This window comes from Streptomyces sp. NTD107 (assembly GCF_059510435.1).
Genome location: NZ_JCAJZV010000001.1, coordinates 357,290 through 375,682 on the forward strand (window position 1 = coordinate 357,290; position 18,393 = coordinate 375,682).

At 76.2% G+C, this 18,393-nt stretch carries 7 protein-coding genes; 4 read left to right on the forward strand and 3 right to left on the reverse strand.

What is annotated here, in order from left to right; all coding sequences use genetic code 11:
• Position 1: 1 nt before the first annotated feature.
• From AC5WRL_RS01585 to AC5WRL_RS01595, 3 genes are read right to left on the reverse strand one after another with little or no spacing between them, the layout of a single operon-like run.
• Positions 2 to 5,599, reverse strand: a complete 5,598-nt coding sequence (locus AC5WRL_RS01585) for a type I polyketide synthase (RefSeq protein ID WP_496086389.1) — start codon at positions 5,597 to 5,599, stop codon at positions 2 to 4.
• Between the two features lie 37 nt (positions 5,600 to 5,636).
• Positions 5,637 to 9,494, reverse strand: coding sequence for an amino acid adenylation domain-containing protein (locus AC5WRL_RS01590; RefSeq protein ID WP_496086390.1), 3,858 nt, complete (start codon positions 9,492 to 9,494; stop codon positions 5,637 to 5,639).
• A complete protein-coding gene (locus AC5WRL_RS01595; protein WP_496086391.1) occupies positions 9,487 to 11,892 on the reverse strand; it encodes a lantibiotic dehydratase in 2,406 nt (801 codons plus the stop codon). Before AC5WRL_RS01595 ends, AC5WRL_RS01590 begins: the two co-directional genes overlap by 8 nt.
• A 265-nt stretch (positions 11,893 to 12,157) precedes the next feature.
• Between AC5WRL_RS01595 and AC5WRL_RS01600 the strand changes: the two genes are divergently transcribed.
• From AC5WRL_RS01600 to AC5WRL_RS01615, 4 genes are read left to right on the forward strand one after another with little or no spacing between them, the layout of a single operon-like run.
• Positions 12,158 to 13,270 carry a hypothetical protein gene (locus AC5WRL_RS01600; RefSeq protein WP_496086392.1) on the forward strand — a complete coding sequence of 371 codons (1,113 nt, stop codon included), beginning with the start codon at positions 12,158 to 12,160 and terminating at the stop codon, positions 13,268 to 13,270.
• Positions 13,267 to 15,240 carry a non-ribosomal peptide synthetase gene (locus tag AC5WRL_RS01605; protein WP_496086393.1) on the forward strand — a complete coding sequence of 658 codons (1,974 nt, stop codon included), beginning with the start codon at positions 13,267 to 13,269 and terminating at the stop codon, positions 15,238 to 15,240. Before AC5WRL_RS01600 ends, AC5WRL_RS01605 begins: the two co-directional genes overlap by 4 nt.
• Positions 15,237 to 16,994: a beta-ketoacyl synthase N-terminal-like domain-containing protein gene (locus AC5WRL_RS01610; protein WP_496086394.1), complete on the forward strand. Its 1,758-nt coding sequence runs from the start codon at positions 15,237 to 15,239 to the stop codon at positions 16,992 to 16,994. Before AC5WRL_RS01605 ends, AC5WRL_RS01610 begins: the two co-directional genes overlap by 4 nt.
• Entirely contained in the window at positions 16,991 to 18,349 is a 1,359-nt protein-coding gene (locus tag AC5WRL_RS01615) for a DUF6002 family protein (protein WP_496086395.1), read from the forward strand. The genes AC5WRL_RS01610 and AC5WRL_RS01615 overlap by 4 nt, the downstream gene beginning before the upstream one ends.
• Positions 18,350 to 18,393 lie beyond the last annotated feature (44 nt).

Consider the following 18,393-nt stretch of genomic DNA (forward strand, 5'->3'; position numbering starts at 1 on the left):
GTCAGCTCGGGCGCGGGCGCGGCAGGACCGGAATCGTGGTGGCCCCGGCGGTGGCGGGGCGCGCCGCCGCCGGGGCCTGCGGCTGGGCCGCCAGCAGTTCGGCGATGCGCTTGGCCATGCCCGCGACCGTGGGGGCGTCGAACAGCGTGCGCATCGGCAGCCGTACCCCGGTGGCCTTGCGGATCTGCGCGACCAGTTGCACGGCCACCAGCGAATTGCCGCCCAGCTCGAAGAAGTCGTCGTCCTCGGCGATGTCCTCCTCGCCGAGAACCGCCGTCCACACCCGGCCGACGGTGGCCACCAGGTCATCGCCGCTGTCCCCGGCACCGCCGTCGGCGCCGCCCGCCCGGCCCTGGCCGGCCGCCCCGGGTCCGGCGAGCACCGGCTCCGGGAGCTCGCCGCGCAGCACGGCCAGCGCCCGCCCGGCCCGCTCGGCGCTGCCGCGCAGCATGGCGTCGTACCGTCCCGGGGTGATCAGCACATGGGCCGCCGGCGCCGCGGCCACCACCCGGCCCAGCGCCACCAGACCGTCGGCGGGCCCGATCGCCCAGGGGTCGGCGGGCTCGGCGTCCGGCGCCGCCGGCTCCGGCGTGGTGGCGAGCCCCGCCCGGATCGCGTCCGGTTCGACCGCGCGCAGCATGAAGTCGGCGACCGTGACGAGCGGCCGTCCGGCGTCGTCGGTGACGGCGAAGTCCCAGGAGACGATGGCCGCGGCGTCGTCGTGCGCGCCGTCCCGCCACCGGTGCACCCACACCGCGGAGTCGAGCGGGGCGTGGATCCGTACCCGGCCGTAGCCGATCGGCAACCGGGTACCGCCGCCGCCGGGACCGACCGGCATGGTCGCCACGTCCAGCAGCGCGGGATGCAGCGGCCAGTCGGCGCCGTCCGGCTCGGCCGGGGCCAGCCGCACGAGTTCCTCGTCGGCGCCGAGCCACGCTTCGCGCAGGCAGTGCCAGCGAGGCCCGAACGTCAGGACCGGGTTGCTGTCGAGCTGCTTGCCGAAGTGCTCGACCTCGGCCGCCGACGCGGCGCACCGCCGGCGGATCGCCGCGAGGTCGAGCCGCGCGGTGCCGTCCGGCCGGACCCACGCGGCATGCCCACGGGTGTGGGTGTGCACGGAGTCCCCGCGCACACCGGCCACGGTGAACTCCACCCCGTCGGCGACCGGCCGCAGGGTGACGCGCAGCTCCGTAGGGGCGCCGTCGGGGGCGGTGACCGGCTCGATGAACGTGATGTCGGACAGCTCCAGTTCGCTGTCCACCTCCGGCGCGGGCCGCCAGGCGGTCACCGCGGCCCGTACGAGTTCGAGCTGGCCGGTACCGGGCATCACCGGCACCCCGGCGATGCGGTGCTCGTCGAGCAGCCAGTGCCGGGCGGCCGAGACGGTGCCCCGGCAGTACGCGGGGGCGCCGCCGGCGGCCGGCACCAGTTCGGTCAGCACCGGGTGGGCGATCGGTACGGTGCCGGGGGCGGCCGGCCGGCCCGGGCGGTCGCGGGCGGCGGCGCGGGCCGCCATCCCGATCCGGCCCCAGGCGCCCCAGCCCAGCGACAGCACCGGGGCCGGCCAGCCGTGGTCGGCGGCGGCGTAGGCGTCGAGAAAGGCGTTGGCGCCGGTGTAGTCGGTGTCGCCGATGCCGCCGACCACCGAGGAAACCGAGGAGAACAGGACGACCGTGTCCAGCGGAAGGTCCCCGAACACGGCCCGCAGGGCGAGGGTTCCGGTTACCTTCGGCGCGAGCACCGCGCGGGCGGCGTCCAGCGTCTTGACCTCCAGCATGCCGTCGCCCGGCAGGCCCGCCGAGTGAATGATGCCGTCCAGTCGCCCGAACCGCGCCAGCAGCTCTTCGCGGACCCGCCGCAGAGCGGCCGGATCGCACACATCGGCGGCCACCGGCAGCACCTCCGCCCCGGCCGCCTCCATCCGCTCCACGGCGGCGATCGCGGTGCCGGCCCGGCCGGCGGTGCCGCGCAACGCGCCCCACCGGTCCCGGGGCGGCAGCCCGGAGCGGCCGAGCAGGACCAGCCGGGCCCGGCAGCGGCGGGCCAGGTCCTCGGCCACCGCCAGTCCGAGGCCGTCACAGCCGCCGGTGATGAGGTAGACGCCTTCGGTGCGCCAGGGGCCGGCCGTGTCGTCCGGCAGCGGCACCCGGTCGAAGCCGCGTACCCACAGCCGGCCGCCGCGCAGCGCGAGCGGCCGGTCCGGGTCGAGGGCGGGGTCGCGCCACAGCGCGGCGGCCAGCTGGTCGGCGGCCCGCCCGGTGAGGCTCTGCCCGGCGTCGAGGTCGAGGTGGCGGGCGCTGGCGGCGGGAAGCTCCCGGTTGACGGCGAGCACCGCCCCGGCCACGGTCGCGTGTTCGGGGCGCCGCGCGTCGCCGCCGACGACGTCGTGCACGCCGGCCGTGACCACATCGAGGTGCACCGGGAGGTCGGCGGCCTCGGCGGCCAGCGCCCGGGCCAGGCACACGAGGCTGAGATAGCCGTGCTCCTGGGCGGAGTGGGCGGCGGCGATCGGGTCCGCGCCGGTCGCGGGGGCGGGCGACCAGGCGTGGACGATCCGTACGCCCTCGGTGAGGACCCCGTCGGCCAGCAGGGCCCGCACCAGGGCGAGATAGTCGTCGGGATCGGCGGGGCGTACGGTGTGGCCGCCGGCGCCGTCGGGGGCGTAGCCGCTGCCGGGGCGTACCCGGGTGACCGCCGTCCCGGCCCGGGTCAGCGCGGCGGCCAGGCCGTCCGTGCCCTCGCCGGCCTCGAAGAGTACGCAGCCGGGGGCGGGTCGGGCCGCGGGGGTGGGGGGCAGCCGCCGCCACACCGGCACCTGGAACCACTGGGCCGGCTCGGCCGGGGTCAGGTCCTGGTCCTCCGCGCCGGTGGTGATCCCGGCCGGGGCGGTCGCGGCGCGCGGCGGATCCGGCTCGATCCAGCAGCGGACCCGCTCGTACGGGTAGACCGGCAGCGGTACCCGGGCCGCCCGCTGCCCGAACGCCTCGGGGTCCAGCGGGAATCCGCGGGTCCACAGGGCGCCGGCGGCGGTGTAGCAGACGGTCGGGTCGTCGGCGGACTCGGTCGGCCCGGGCAGGCTGGGCAGCACCAGCGCGTCGCGGCCGGTCTGCATCCGTACCAGCCCGGCGAGCTGCCGGCCCGGGCCGCACTCCACGAACGCCCAGTCACCCTCGGCCAGCAGGGTGCCGACACACTCCCCGAAGCGCACGGTGCCGCGCAGGTGCCGGGCCCAGTACGCCGGGTCCGCGGCGTCCTTGGCCGTGAACCAGCCGCCGGTGACATTCGACAGGAAGCGCAGTCGCGGCGCCCGCCGGGGCACCGCGGCCACGGCGGCGGTGAACTCGGCGAGGATCGGGTCCATCATCGCGGAGTGGAAGGCGTGCGAGGTGCGCAGCTCGCGGCTGCGGATGCCGTCCTCGGCCAGCGCGGCGGCGAACTCCGCGACCGTGTCGGCCGGGCCGGCCACCACGCACACGCCGGGACCGTTCACCGTGGCGATCGACAGCGCCTCCGGCAGCCTCGGCGCGACCTCCTCGGCCGACCGCTGCACGGCGAGCATCGCGCCGGCGGGCAGCGCGTCCATCAGCCGGCCGCGCAGCGCGACCAGCCGCAGCGCGTCGGGGAGTTCGAACACCCCGGCGAGGGTGGCGGCGACGTACTCGCCGATGGAGTGGCCGACCATGGCGTCGGGGGAGTGGCCCCACGAGCGCCACAGCTCGGCCAGCGCGTACTCCACCGTGAACAGCGCCGGCTGGGTGTACGCGGTGCGGCGCAGCCGGTCCTCGGCGGCGTCCCGTTCGGCCCGGGCGGCCCCGGGGTCCGGGCCGCCGCCGTCGGCGAACAGCAACTGCCGCAGATCCAGGCCGAGATCCGGGGCAAGGAGTTCGGCGCAGGTGTCCACGGCGGCACGGAAGACCGGCTCGGTGCGGTAGAGCGACGCGCCCATGCCGGCGTACTGGGCGCCCTGGCCGGAGAACAGCCAGGCCAGCGCGGGGCGTTCCGGCCCGGCCTGGCCGGCCGGCCGGCGCTTGCCCGCCCGCAGCGCCGCGACCGCCGCCGCCCGGTCGGCGGCGACCACCACCGTACGGTGCCGGTGCTCGCGCCGGCCGGCCCGCAGCGTGTGCGCCACGTCGGCGAGGGCCAGTTCGGGCCGGTCGGCCAGGTGTGCGGCGAGTTCGTTCGCGGTGGTGGCCAGCGCCTCGGGGGTGCGCGCGGACAGTTGGAGCAGATGCGCCGGCCGCTCCGAGGGGGTGCCGGCCGGGTTCGGCGGCGCCTCCTCCAGGATGACGTGCGCGTTGGTGCCGCCGATCCCGAACGAGCTGACCCCGGCCCGGCGCGGCGCGCCGTCGCTGTCCCAGGTGGCCAGCGTCGCGTTGACGTAGAACGGGCCGGTCTCGAAGTCGATGGCGGGGTTGGGCGATTCGTAGCCGACACTGGGCGGGATCATCCGGTGCCGCAGCGCCAGCGCCGCCTTGATCAGCCCGGCGGCCCCGGCGGCCTGGCTCAGATGGCCCATGTTGGACTTGAGTGAACTCAGCCCGCACCAGCCCCGGTCGCCGCTGTCCCGGCCGTACGCCTGCGACAGCGCCGCCACCTCGATCGGGTCGCCGAGCCGGGTGGCCGTGCCGTGCGCCTCGACATAGCCCACCGTCCGGGGGTCGACCCCGGCCACCGACAGGGCGGTGGACACCACGGCGGCCTGCCCCGCCACGCTGGGCGCGGTGAAGCCCACCTTGTCGGCGCCGTCGTTGTTGACCGCGCTGCCCCGGATCACCGCGTGCACGTGATCCCCGTCGGCCTGGGCGTCGGACAGCCGCTTGAGCAGCACCACGGCGCCCCCGGAGGCCCACACGGTGCCCGTCGCCCCGGCGTCGAAGGGGCGGCAGCGGCCGTCGGCGGACTCCACCCCGCCCTCGACGTGCCGGTAGCCGTGGTGCAGCGGCAGCTCGATGGACGCGCCGCCGGCCAGGGCCAGATCGCATTCCCCGCCGCGCAGCGACTCGCAGGCGGTGTGCACGGCCACCAGCGAGGTCGAGCAGGCCGTGTGCACGCTCACGCTCGGTCCGCGCAGATCGAGGTGGTACGAGGTGGTGGTCGTGACGTAGTCGGCGAGATTGGCGTTGGACAGGGCCATCGAGCCGTCGAGCGCGTCGCTCACCGCGCGGTTGGCGCCCAGATGCCGCCAGTAGTACCGGGTGGGACCGACCCCGCCGTACACGCCGATGTCCCCGTCGAACCGCTTCGGATCGTAACCGCCGTGTTGCAGCGCGGAGTCCGCCAGCTCCAGAAAGAGCCGGATCTGCGGGTCGGCCAGCTCCGCCTCCCGGCGGGTCATGCCGAAGTAGCCGTAGTCGAACGACTCGGGGTGCTCCAGGGCGGACACCACCGGCACGTACGACGGGTCGTCGACCACCTCGGGGGACACCCCCGCCGCGAGCAGTTCGGCGCGCGGCACGGCACGGGTCGACACCACGCCGTCGACCAGGTTGCGCCACAGCGCGTCGACATCTGCCGCGTCGGGCAGCCGGCACGCCATGCCCACGATCGCGATCGGTTCGACGTCGTCTTCGCCGCCGGGGGTGTCGTGCGGGGTCGTCATTTTTGCCTCTCCGAGTCCGGAAACCGGGCGATGCTGTTCAGTTCGGCCCACGCCGCCGCGCGGCGCGGGACGGGGCGCGGCGCCGGCGGGCCAGGCCCCGGTCGGTGCCACGGTCCGCCCCGGCCGCCGGCGCGGCACCGTCGAGATGGGCGGCGAGCGCGCGGATGTTGGGGTGATGGAACAGGTCCACGACCCGCAGCTCCCGGCCGAGCGCGTCCGAGAGTCGCTGCCGCACGGTGACCAGCAGCAGTGAGGTACCACCGACGTCGAAGAAGTTGTCGGTGACCTTGATGTCCTCGCGCTCCAGGACCTGCCGCCACACGGCCAGCACGGCCGCCTCCGTACCGCCGCCGGGGACGGGGGACGCCGGGAGAGCAGGCGGCCCTCCCGGCCCGGGCCCGGCGGTCGTACCCTCCAGCAGATCGGTGTACGGATCGAGGCCGATCTCCCCGGCCGGGCGGTCCGGCGCGTCGAGGAAACCCTTCAGCAGGTGGACGTACGCGGCGAGCAGCCGCTCCGCGCGGCAGGCCGTGAAGCGGTCGGTGTTGTGCACGAGTTCGATCCGGTAGCGTCCGCCGTCCTCGGCGGCGTACACCGTCAGGTCGAACGGCGCCCCGGGCACCGGCACCGGCTCCGACGAGACGTCGAGCCCCGGCAGTTCGAGCCGGGGCTGCGGAAAGTTATAGGCGTTGAACAGCACCTGGACCAGCGGCTGCCGGGACGCGTCCCGGGGCAGCCGCAGCGCCTCCACCAGCCGTTCCACGGGCGCCTCCGGGTGGGCCAGGGCGTCCAGCAGTTCGTCCCGGGCGCCCCGTACCTGGGCCCGGAAGCTCCGGGCGGCGGCCGGGCGCAGCCGCAGCGGCACCACCTCGATGAAGAAGCCCACCAGATCCAGGAACGCGGGATGCCGGCGGTCCACCGCCGGGGTGCCGATGACCAGGTCCTCCCGCCCGGCGAGCCGTCCCGCGAGCTGACCGAGCACGGCCAGCAGCACCGCCGACGGCGTCGCCCCGCACTCCCGGGCCAGGGCGTGCACCGCCGAGGTGGTCCCGGCCCCCAGCAGGGTCTCCACCCGCCCGCCCCGGAAGCTCTGCTCGGCCGGGCGGGGATGGTCCCCCGGCAGTTCCAGCACCGGCGGCACGCCGTCGAGGTGCTCCAGCCACCAGCGCAGATCCGTCTCGGCGCGGCGGTCCGCCCGGTCGGCCCGCCAGGCGACGTAGTCGGCGAACGAGGCCGGGGCGGGCGGCAGCGGCGCCGCGCGGCGCGCGTACGCCGTACCCAGATCGTGCAGGAACAGACCCTGCGACCAGCCGTCGAAGACGGCGTGGTGGGCGGTGACCGCCAGCACGTGCTCGTCCGCGCCGACCCGGAACAGGGCCGCCCGCCAGAGCCGGTCCGCGGCCAGATCGAAGCGGGCCGCGGCGGTGCGGTGCAGTTGGGCGGAGAGGGCGCCGGCCCGTTCCGCCGGCGGCAGCGCCGTCAGATCGGTGACCGGCAGCGGGACCTCGCCGGGCGGGTCGATCAGCACGGCCGGCGCGCCGTCCACGGTCGGGATCCGCCAGCGCAGCACCTCGTGCCGCCGGGCGACCTCGGCCAGCGCGGAGCGGAGCGCCGCCGGGTCCAGCGGGCCGCGCAGCCGCTGCGCCAGCGCGATGTTGTAGGCGCCGCTGTCCACCGTGAGCTGGTCGAGGAACCACAGCCGGCGCTGCGCCGCCGACAGCGCCGGCGGATTGCCACCGGTCAGCTCCTGACCGGCCGGGGGAGCGGCGGCCAGGGCGGCGGCGATGCCGTCGACCGTACGGCCGCGCAGCACATCCTCGATCCGGATGTCCCGGTCCAGGTCGGCGCGCAGCCGGGCGACCAGCCGCATGGCGCCGAGGGAGTGGCCGCCGGCGTCGAAGAAGGTGTCGTCGCCGGACCGCACCGGCGCGCCCAGCACATCGGCCCAGGCCCGGGCGACCACGGCCGCCTCCTCGGTGTCCGGCTGCCAGCCGTCACCGGGATCCGTGCTGTCCGGTGCCGCCAGCCGGTGCAGCGCCGTCCGGTCGGTCTTGCCGGAGGCGTTGCGCGGCAGCGCGTCGAGCCGGACGAACCGCGCGGGCACCATGGCGTCCGGCAGCAGCCGGGCGCAGTGCTCGCGCAACTCCGCGTCCGAGGGTGCCCGGGCGGGGGTCACAAACGCCGTCAGCAGCGGGCCGGCCGGGGCCGGGACCAGATCGACGACCGCCTGCCGGACCCCGGGGTGGCCGGCGAGGACGGCCTCCACCTCGCCCGGCTCGACGCGGTGCCCGCGGACCTTGAGCTGCCGGTCGGCGCGGCCGAGATAGCGCAGGGCGCCGTCCGGCTCCCAGGCCGCCAGGTCGCCGGTGCGGTACAGCCGCCCACCCGAACCGGAGAAGGGGTCGGCGATGAACCGTTGCGCCGTCAGGCCCGGCTGACCGAGGTAGCCACGCGCCAGCCCGACGCCCCCGACCAGCAACTCGCCCGCGGTGCCCACGGGTACCGGCCGCAGCGCCGCGTCCACCACGTACACCCGCAGATCGGGCAGCGGGCGGCCGATCGGCACCGGCTGCCGGGGCCGGTCGCCGGTGGCGTCGTGGGCGGTGGCCTCGACGGTGGTCTCGGTGGGTCCGTACGCGTTGACGAAGCGCAGCCGCGGCGCCTCGGCGGGGCCGGCCCAGCGCCGTACCTGATCGGGCGCCACCGGTTCGGCGGTGGCCACCAGCACCCGCAGCGCGGCGAAATCGCCCGGATCCAGCAGCGGCAGCATCGACACCGGCGGGGTGGCCCAGGTGACACGGTGCGCGGCGGCGAACCGGCCGAGCCGGTCGGGCGAGCGGCGATCGGCCTCCGGCACCAGGGCGACGGTGCCGCCGGCGGCCAGCGTGCTGAAGATCTCCAGCACACTCACGTCAAAACCGAAGGAGGCGGTGGCCAGGGCGACGGTGTCCGCACCGATCCCGAACCGCTGCGCCGAGCCGGCCAGAAACGCGGTCACACTGCGATGGCTGACAACGACACCCTTGGGAACGCCGGTCGACCCCGAGGTGTAGATCACGTACGCCGGATGGTCCGGCAACAGGCGCGGTGAAACCAGCAGGCCCGGTGCGGCGTGGTGCGGTGGTCCGGTCGATCCGGGGGTGTCCGTCACGCCGGCCGGCTGGATCGGGGAGGTGACGGGCGGGAACTGGTGGTCCGTGGAGGGACGGTGCGGAGCGCCGGTATACGCCGAGGCGCCCGCGTGGCGGGTCCGATGGTCCGGTGACGGGCCCGACGGGAGCCGATCGTCCAGTGCGGCCCGGGCCGGGTCGCCCCCGACGGCGTCCTGGTCCCGGTACGGCTGTCCCCGTTCCTCGTCGAACCGCCGGCCGGTCCGGCCTTCCGGGCCGGTGCCCGCACCCGCCGTGCCGCCGGCACCCGCCGTAGCGGCCACGCCGGCCGGTTCCGTGGCCGGAGCGGGGCTGCCCAGCGGTACGAACAGCCGGTCCGGTGCCGTGTCGGCGAGCAGCGCGCGGCCCTCGGTGTCGACGACGGCCAACTCCGTGCCGGCGTCGTCGAGAATGGCCCGCAGCCTTGCGCGGGGGTGTGCCGGGTCCAGCGGCACATACGCACCGCCCGCGAGCATGACGCCCAGCAGCGCCGCGATCGTGTCTGGCCGGCGTTGGCCGCACACCCCGACCGTGACCTCGGGGCCGACGCCGAGGTCACCCAGCGTCCGGGCGAGTTGGCCGGCCGAGGCGACCAGTTCGGCGTAGGTCACCGCGCGGCGGCCCTGCCGTACCGCGATCGCGTCCGGGTGCCGCCGTGCCGCCGCCAGGACGGCATCCGGCACGGTCGGCGCGCCCGCCGCCGGCGGCTCCCCGCTGCCCCGGTGCCCGGGCACGGCCTCACTCATCGGTGCCTCGGTGCCCTCGCCGCGTGCGGCCTGCGGCGTGCGGCGGCACCAGCGGGTCGCGGACCTGCATCCGCAGCTCCGAGTAATAGGTGCGCCCGGCGGCGTCCGGCACCCAGGTGTCCTCGGGGAGCGGCAGCACCTCCGTGATCACCACCTCCACATCGGGCCCGCCGTCCAGCGCGGCGCGGCGCACCATGGAGGCGAGCGAGTACACCAGCGGTGGGCTGGTCAGATCCGCGTACGTCGGTTTGAGTTCGGTGCCCAGCCGGATGAACACCCGGTCCGGAAGGCCGAGTTCCGAGGCCCAGCGGCGGGCGGCGAGATACCGCTCGGCATACCCCTTGGCGGTGGCCAGACCGGTCGCCCCGACCGTGCTGCGCCACGTCTCGCGCTCCACGACGAGCCGGTCGATCGTCACCCGGGGGGTGTGCGGGCCTGCCGCGACCAGCTTGAACGCGTCCGCCGTGTGCATGGACAGGAAGTCGGCGAACAGTTCGAGCAGCGGCCACTCCTGCCCGTCGGGGTGCCGTGCCACCAGGTCGCCGTCCCGCTCGGTCACCGTCAGCGCGGTGACCGGCAGCAGCCGGGAGTGCTCGGCGCCGGGCGCCGGTGCGAAACCGAGCTGCCAGTTGTCCGGCGACCACAGCAGGTCGGCGACCCGGGCGGTCATCCGGGGAAAGTCGTCCGGCAGCAGCAACTGCACCCGGTCCGTGCCCAGATCACGGTCGATCGCGGACCGCAGGGCACCCGGCCGGGGGTGAGCCCGGCTGAACACACCGGTGCACAGGGTCAGATAGGCCGCGTGCAACTCGCCGAGCACCACGGTGTAGTCGCCGGCGGCCAGCCGCTCCGCACTGGCCGCGGCGATCTGCAGGTCCGGGCTGTGGATCCGGGCGGTGGACCAGCCGGGCCCGGGCGCGGCGAACAATTCGCCCGCGCGGGCGGCCAGTTCGGCCGAGCGCAGCTGTACCCGGGTGGTTCCCGGCGTCGGCTCCGTACCGCCCGTCAGCTTGGCCCACCGGTCGGCGAAGGCGGCCACCACGTCGTCGACCGGTCGCCGGCCGGTGCCGAAGAACAGGCCGTGCGCCAGGTAGCGCAGATCGCCCAGCGGTACGTCCCGGGTGCCGAGGTCGGCGCACAGGTCGGCGTACACCTCGCGCAGCGCCTGCCGGTACGCGGACGCCAGGGTGTGGCTGAGCCAGCGCGCGGCGGTGAGCAGGACGTCGAGCGCGGGCGCCAGTTCCGCCAGCAGCGGCCGGCCGAAGGACAGCTCCAGATCGCGTACGGAGTCCTCATGGCACAGCGTGCGGCCGGCGTACGTCTCCCCGGCCCGGCGGGCGCTGTCGAGCCCGGTCAGCTCGGTGAACACCTCGTTCAGCCGGGCCGTCGCGGCGTGCAGGGCGGCCGGGTCGCCGGCCGCGGCGGCCACCGTGGCGCGGGCGGCGTCCAGCCGGTCGAACTCCTCGCGGGCGGCGGTGCGGGCGGCCGGATCGCCGATGGCGTCGATGGCCGCGTGCAGAATCGGTTCGGCGGTGAGGTTGAGCGGCAGATCGATGCCCCAGCGCAGCACGCCGCGCTCGGTGAGACGCTCCAGCAGCATGAACCCGTCCGCCTCGCGGCGCACGGGGTGGCCGGCGTGCGCGACGAGTTCGGCCACCAACTCGGCGGCCGGGCGCGGCCCGGTCAGCAGACCGAGCAGCGCGGCCTCGGCGGGGGCGAGTTCGGTGGGCGCGGCCACCGGACGGTGCAGCATCCCGTCCCGTACCCACAGGTGCGGCTCCAGCGCCACGGGCAGGTGCGGCCGGAAACGCGGATCGGCGGCCAGCCGGTCCGCGAACGCCGCCAGGGCCCACCACTCGAAGTAGACCTGCCGCCCGGTCACCAGGCCGGGGCCCGGACGGGCCGTCACCACGGTGTCCTCGTCGGTCAGCCGGACCCAGCACACCGGGCCGAAGAAGCCGATGGTGTCGTTCTTGGCGCAGTAGCGCTGCCAGTAGCGGGCCACCACCGACTGCCGGCGGCGGGTCTTGCGGTCCTGCGGGGGGTTGGGGCCGGCCGCGCGCAGCCCGTCCAGGGACGACAGCACCCCGGGGTTCTGCCAGGTGATCGCCTCGCGGAACAGCGGGTCGCCGGCTATCTCGTACAGCCGGGCCCCGATGACGGCGGCTGCCTCCCCGAAGGCCGCGCGGTAGCCGGCCTCATCGAGGTCTCCGGCGAGCCGGGCCCCGGCGGCCGAGGCGGCGGCGGGCGAGGCGAAGACGCGCAGTCCAGCCGCCGGGAATCCGGTGGAACGCAGCACCGCGTCCCGCCACACCTGCCAGCCGGTGCCGGGCAGTTCGGCCAGCCCGACCGGCTCCTGACCCGCGCCGTACACAGCCGGCGCGGAGATCGGCGGCACCCTCAACCCAGGCTCCCCCCGGAAAACGCCCACAGTTGCCGGTGGTCGGCCGGCACCACACCGCCGCCCGGAACACCGGCCGGAGGGGGCTAAGTTGATCTCGCACTGAGTGGGCATGCTAGCCACGCCACCGGTGCTTGGGAAGTGTTCGCATACCTTTGCCGCGACCCCCTCCGGCACGGCTGGTGAGGCGTTACTATCCAGCCGTGCCGATACCGAAGATCACTTTCGCGACCGCGAGACCGCACGGACGGGACCCGGTGCGATGACGGCGGCGCCGAAGGTCGTGGTGATCGGCAGCGGTTCGCTGGCCACCGCCGTCTGCGCCGCCCTGGCCACCGCGCCCGGGCCGCCGCTGCGGGTGGTCGTGGCGGCCCGCGGGGAGAGCACGGGCCGGCTGTGCGAGCTGGCCGGCACCCGGGCCGCGCTGGCCGGTCGCGCCGTACGTTTCCGGCCACGGACCACCGGCCCCGATCCGCGGGCCGCGCTGCCCGCGTTGATCCGGGAGGAGGAGCCGGACGGTGTGCTGCTGTGCGCCTCCCACCAGTCGCCGTGGGAGCGGCGCGCGGCGCCCTCCGCCTGGACCGCCCTGCTCGGGCGCGGCGGCTTCGGCCTGACCCTGCCGCTTCAGGCGGACCTGGCCGTGGTGGCCGGCCGGGCGGCGGCGGAAGCCGGCGCCTGGTTCGTCAACGCCTGTTTCCCCGACGCGGTCAACCCGGTGCTGGCCGCGCTGCCGGTGCCGGTTCCGGTGCTGTGCGGCATCGGCAACGTCGGGCTGCTGGCGGCGAGTCTGCAGGCCCGGCTCGGCCTGCCCGACCAGCGTCGGCTGCGCCTGGTCGGCCACCATGTGCACCTCAACCCGCCGGGCCCGGCGGGCGAGGCGCTCGGCTGGCTGGACGACGAGCCGCTGGACGGCGTCACCGAGGCGCTGGCCGGCCAGCGGGCCTGCGAACGCCCGGCCCTCAACCAGGTGACCGGACAGGCCGGGGCGATGCTCATCGACGCGCTGGCGACCGGCTCCGAGCTGGACACCAGCCTGCCGGGGGTGGCCGGACTGCCCGGCGGCTACCCGGTGCGGATCAGCGGCGGGCGCCTCGCCCTGCGACTGCCGGCCGGACTGAGCCCGGCCCAGGCGGTGGCCGCCAACCAGCGCTGGTCGCGAGCCGACGGCGTCGTCGTCGAGGACGGGCTGGTCAGGTTCGCCCCGGCCGCGGCGGCGGCGCTGGCGGCGGCCGAACCGGGCTGGGAGCGCACGGAGTTCCCGGCCGAAGAGACCCCGGACGTCTGCCGCCGGCTGCTCGCGCTGCGCGAGCGGCTGCGCCGCACCCCCGCCGGGCCGCCGCCCCCCGCACCGGAAGGGAACGGTGAGCCCGGATGACCGCCACGCATGCCCACGAGGGGCGGCACCCGCACGAACCCATCCCCATCCCCATCCCCATCACCTTCGCCGACCGGCACCGGCGGCAGCCCGGATACCGGCCGCTCGCCCGCCACGGCACGATCCCGGCCGCCTTCGCGGCGCAGGCCGCCGGGCGACCCGACGCCCTGGCGGTGCTCGGCGAGGGCGAGCCGTGGACGTACCGCATGCTGGCGGACGCGGCGCGGCGAACGGCGCGCGCACTGCGGGCCGCCGGCCTCCGGCCGGGCGACCGGGTCGGCATCCTCCTGGAGCACTCGCCGCAGACCGTGGCCGCGATCCTGGGGGTCCTGTACGCGGGCGGCTGCTACGTACCGCTTGACCCGGCCCATCCCGTACCGCGCCTGGCCCAGCTCGTCGCGCTCGCCGGCCTCGACATCGTGATCTCCGACGGGGCCGTCCCGGCGGACCGGCTGCGGGCCGAACCGCTGCGGGTGCTGCCGCCGCCGGACCCGGCCGGCCCCGGCGGGCCGGACCTCCACCCCGACGAGCGGCCGGCCCACCCCGACGACCTCGCCTATCTGCTGTGCACCTCGGGGTCCACCGGCCTGCCCAAGGGCGTGCCGCAGACCCACCGCAATGTGCTGCACGGACTCGCCAACCACATCGAGAACTTCCGCATCACGCCCGCCGACCGGCTGAGCGTGGTGTCCTCCTTCAGCTTCGACATGGCGGTGACCGACACCTTCGCCGCACTGCTGGCCGGCGCGGCCACCGTCGTCGTGGACGTACGGCGGCACGGCCCCGCCCACCTCGCCCAGGCCCTGGCCGACCGGGGCGCCACCGTCTTCCACTCCACCCCGACCGTGTACCGCTACCTGGTCGACGCGCTCGGCGGGCGGCGCCTGGACACGGTCCGCGCGGTGGTGCTCGGCGGCGAGACCGTCACCCGGCACGACGCCGTGCTCAGCCGCGCGCACTTCGCGCCGGACTGCGTGTTCGTCAACGGATACGGGGCCACCGAGGCCAGCTTCGCCGTCCAGGACCACCTGCCGCCGGACGCCCCGCTGGAGCACGAGGTACTGCCCATCGGCCACCCGCTGGCCGGATACACCATCTCGCTGCTCGGGCCCGGGGGCGAACCCGCTGCCGACGAGGGGGAGATCGTCATCCACAGCCGGTACGTCGCGCCGGGCTACTGGCGGGCGCCCGAGCTGACCGCCGAGCGGTTCGGCCGCGACGGCGACGGCGGCGTGGCGAGCTACCGCACCGGCGACCTGGGGCGCCGGCTGCCGGACGGCAGACTGGCGTATCTGGGCAGGCTGGACCGTCAGGTGAAGATCCGTGGCATCCGCGTCGAACCCGGCGAGGCCGAGTACCACCTCGCGGCGCTGCCCGGCGTGCTGCGGGCGGTGGCGGTGGCCCGGCCCGACGCCAAGGGCCGCACCGAACTGCTGGGGTACGTGCAGCCCGCCGCCGGCACCCGGCTCGATCCGGGGGAACTGCGCCGCCGACTGGCGGACCGGGTGCCGGAGCACCTGGTGCCGCGGCTGCTGACCGTCCTCGACACCCTGCCGCTGACCAGCACCGGGAAGGTGGACACCCGGGCCCTGCCCGACCCGCCCCCGCCGCCGCCCGCGGCACCGGGCCCGGTGCCGCGTACCGCCACCGAAGAGGCGATAGCCCGGGCGTGGTGCACGGCCCTGGGCGCACCGGAGGTCGCCACCGACGCCGGCTTCTTCGATCTGGGCGGCAATTCGCTGCTGCTGACCGATGTGCAGCGGCTGCTGCGGGACAGCCTCGGGGTACCGGTGCCGCTGCTTGACCTGTACCGGTATCCGACCGTCGCCGCGCTGGCCCGCCACCTCGACGGCGCCGCCGACGGCGCCGCCGCCGCCCCCGCCGCCGACGGCGGCGCCGCGCCCGGCCTGCGCCGGGTCACCGAGCGGGCGGCGCGCCGCGCCCGCCGTGACGGGAAGGGGCGGCGGTGAGCGAGTACGACGACCGGATCGCCGTCGTCGGCCTCGCCGGGCGGTTCCCCGGCGCGGACAGCGTGCCGGAACTCTGGCGGCTGCTGCGCGACGGGACCGACGCCGTCCACGACTACACCGAGGCGGAGCTGCGGCAACTCGGCATCGGCCCGCGGCTGCTGGCGGATCCGGCACTGGTACGGTCCGGCGGGGCACTGCCGGGCGGCGCGCTCGACGGCATCGCCGCCTTCGACGCGGAACTCTTCGGCTTCGACGCCCGGGACGCCGCGCTGCTCGACCCGCAGCACCGGCTGTTCCTCGAAGCGGCCTGGGACGCGCTGGAGGACGCCGGCTGCGATCCCCGGCGCCACGACGGCGAGGTCGGGGTCTTCACCGGCATCTCCACCAACCGGTACTTCCTCCACCACCTGCTCGGCAACCCCGCCGCCACGGGTGGCGGCGACCCGGACGACTGGGAGGCGCAGCTCGCCACCCGGCCCGGCGCCGACTATCTGCCCGCGCAAGTGGCCTACCGGCTCGGCCTGCGCGGGCCGGCGATCGCCGTCCAGACCGCGTGCTCCAGCTCCCTCACCGCCGTCTGTACCGCCGCGCAGAGCCTCCTCGACTACGGCTGCGACCTCGCCGTCGCCGGCGGCGCGAGCGTCGCGCTGCCGCGCCACCGGCACACACCCGAGGGCCTGGTCTCACCGGACGGGCGGTGCCGGGCCTTCGACGCGGCGGCCGACGGCACCGGCTACGGCTCCGGGGCCGGCGCGGTGGTCCTCAAGCGGTACGCCGACGTCGACCCGGACCGTGACCGGGTGCACGCCGTACTGCGCGGCTGGGCGGTGAACAACGACGGCGCCCACCGCGCGGGTTTCGCGGCGCCGGGGGCGGACGGGCAGGCCGCCGTGGTCGCCGAGGCGCTCGCCCGCGCCGAGGTGAGCCCGCACGAGCTCGGCTATCTGGAGGCGCACGGCAGCGCCACGGTCCTCGGCGACGCCATCGAGCTCGCCGCCCTGCACCAGGTCTGGCGGGCGGCCGGCCCATCGCCCGCCGGGTCCTGCGCGCTGGGCACCGTCAAGGCCAACATCGGCAACCTGGACGCGGCGTCGGGCATCGCCGCGCTGGTCGGCGCGGTCCGCGCCGTCGCCGAGGGCACCGTCCCCGGCCATCCGCGGTTCCGCGAGCCGCACCCGGAACTCGGCATCGGGACCGGGCCGTTCACCGTGCCACGGACGCTGCGGCCCTGGCCGCACGGCGGCAGCCGGCTGGCCGGGGTGAGCTCGTTCGGGCTGGGCGGCAGCAACGCCCACGTGGTGCTGGAGCAGGCCGCCCCCTCCGCCCAGGCCCCGGCGCCCGGCTGGCAGTTGCTGCCGCTCTCGGCGCACTCACCGGCGGCGCTCGACGCGGCGGGCCGCCGACTGGCCGGGCATCTGGAGACCGCCGGGGCCGGTCTGCGGCTGGCCGACGTGGCCTACACCCTGGCCACCGGCCGCCGGGTCCTGCCGTACCGGGCGCTGATCGCCGCCCGCGACACCGCCGAGGCCGCCGTGGCGCTGCGCCGGCCCGCCGCACCGCTGCCGGCCGGGACCGGCCCTGAGCTGCGCGCCGTCGCCGACTCCTGGCTGCGCGGCGCGGACACCGACTGGACGCACTACCTCAAGGACCGCCCGGGACGGGTGTGCACGCTGCCCGGCCACCCGTTCCGGCGCCGGCGGCACTGGATCGACCCGCCGGCCCATCGGGCAGCAGAACGGGGAGGCACCACATGACCACCGCACTCGTCGCCGAGCGCAACCTGATCCTCGACTACTACCAGCGGCTGCCGCAGGCCGTCGCGGCCCTGGTGGCCGACCCGGCGCCGGTCACCGAACCCGGCGCCTTCTCGCCCGGCTTCGCGCTGCCGGAACCGGACGCCGGCGTCCGCGGCTTCTTCGAGCCGGCCCGGGCACAGTGGCGGGAACTGGGCACCTACGGCGGCCACCGGCTGGTCCTGCTGGACCTGGCGGGCAACCCCGGTACGCACACCACCAAGACCTTCCCGTCCCTGCTGATCGTCGCCCGCGCCGTGGAGTACATCCGCCGCACCGGCGAGCCGGTCATGATCCTCACGCCCACCTCGGCGAACAAGGGGACCGCGCTCCGTGACGCCGTCGCCCGCGCCCTGGCCGCCGGCCTCGCCACCCCCGACCAGCTGCGGATCGCCACACTGGCCCCGGCCTCCTGCCGGTCCAAACTGCGGGCCGGCAGCCTGACGGAGGACGCGGAACTACGGGCCCGCAACCCCCTCATGGTGTACGACGGCGAGCGCGCCGAGGACGTCAAGGCGCTGGCAAGGCAGTTCACCGACACCTACGCGGCGGACCTGAAGCGACGGCACGGCGTGAACCTGTGGTTCTCGCTCGACCTGCGCAACTACCTGGTGGCCGACACGGCGCGGGCCTTCTTCGAGCAGGACGCGGATCCCACCGACGCCGCCGGGCCGCGGCTGCACGCGCACGCCGTGTCGAGCGCGTTCGGACTGCTCGGCTACCACGCCGGCCGCGACGTGCTGGAGACCGCCGGCACGGCACGGGCGGCAAGCCGCCCGGCGAGCCTGCTCGTCCAGCATCTGGGCACCCCGGACATGGTGCTCAGCCTGCGCCGGGGCGGCTTCGACCGGGCCGGACTGCCGGCGTACGAGCGCGGCGCGGACGGACGGTGGCGGCAGCGGGCCGACCCGCACTTCCCGGGCGTCACCGACGAGGTGGAGGAGATCCTCGACCCGACCTTCTACACCCACCGCCCGGCCACCTCCCCGGCGATGAACGCCATCATCGGCCGGCACGGCGGCGACGGCATCGTGGTCTCGCGCCGCGAGTGCCTGGACCGCTACCCGGCGCTGCGGGACCTGGTCGCGGACCACCCGCGCCCGCTGCCGCAGGACCCGCGGGCGCTGCGCGAGTGGTCACTGGTCATGGCGCTCACCGGGGTGTGCAACGCGATCGACCGCGGCCTGGTCGAGGCGGACCGTGACGTGGTGATCCACGGCTCCGGCTGGTACAGCGCCGACGATGTCCGTACCCCGGCGGAGTCGGACCTCGTCCGGGTCTCGACAACGGAGGACATGGCCGCCGCGCTGCGGTGAGCCCGGGGAGACAGCGCGCCGCGCGCCTTCGGCCCGGCGCATCG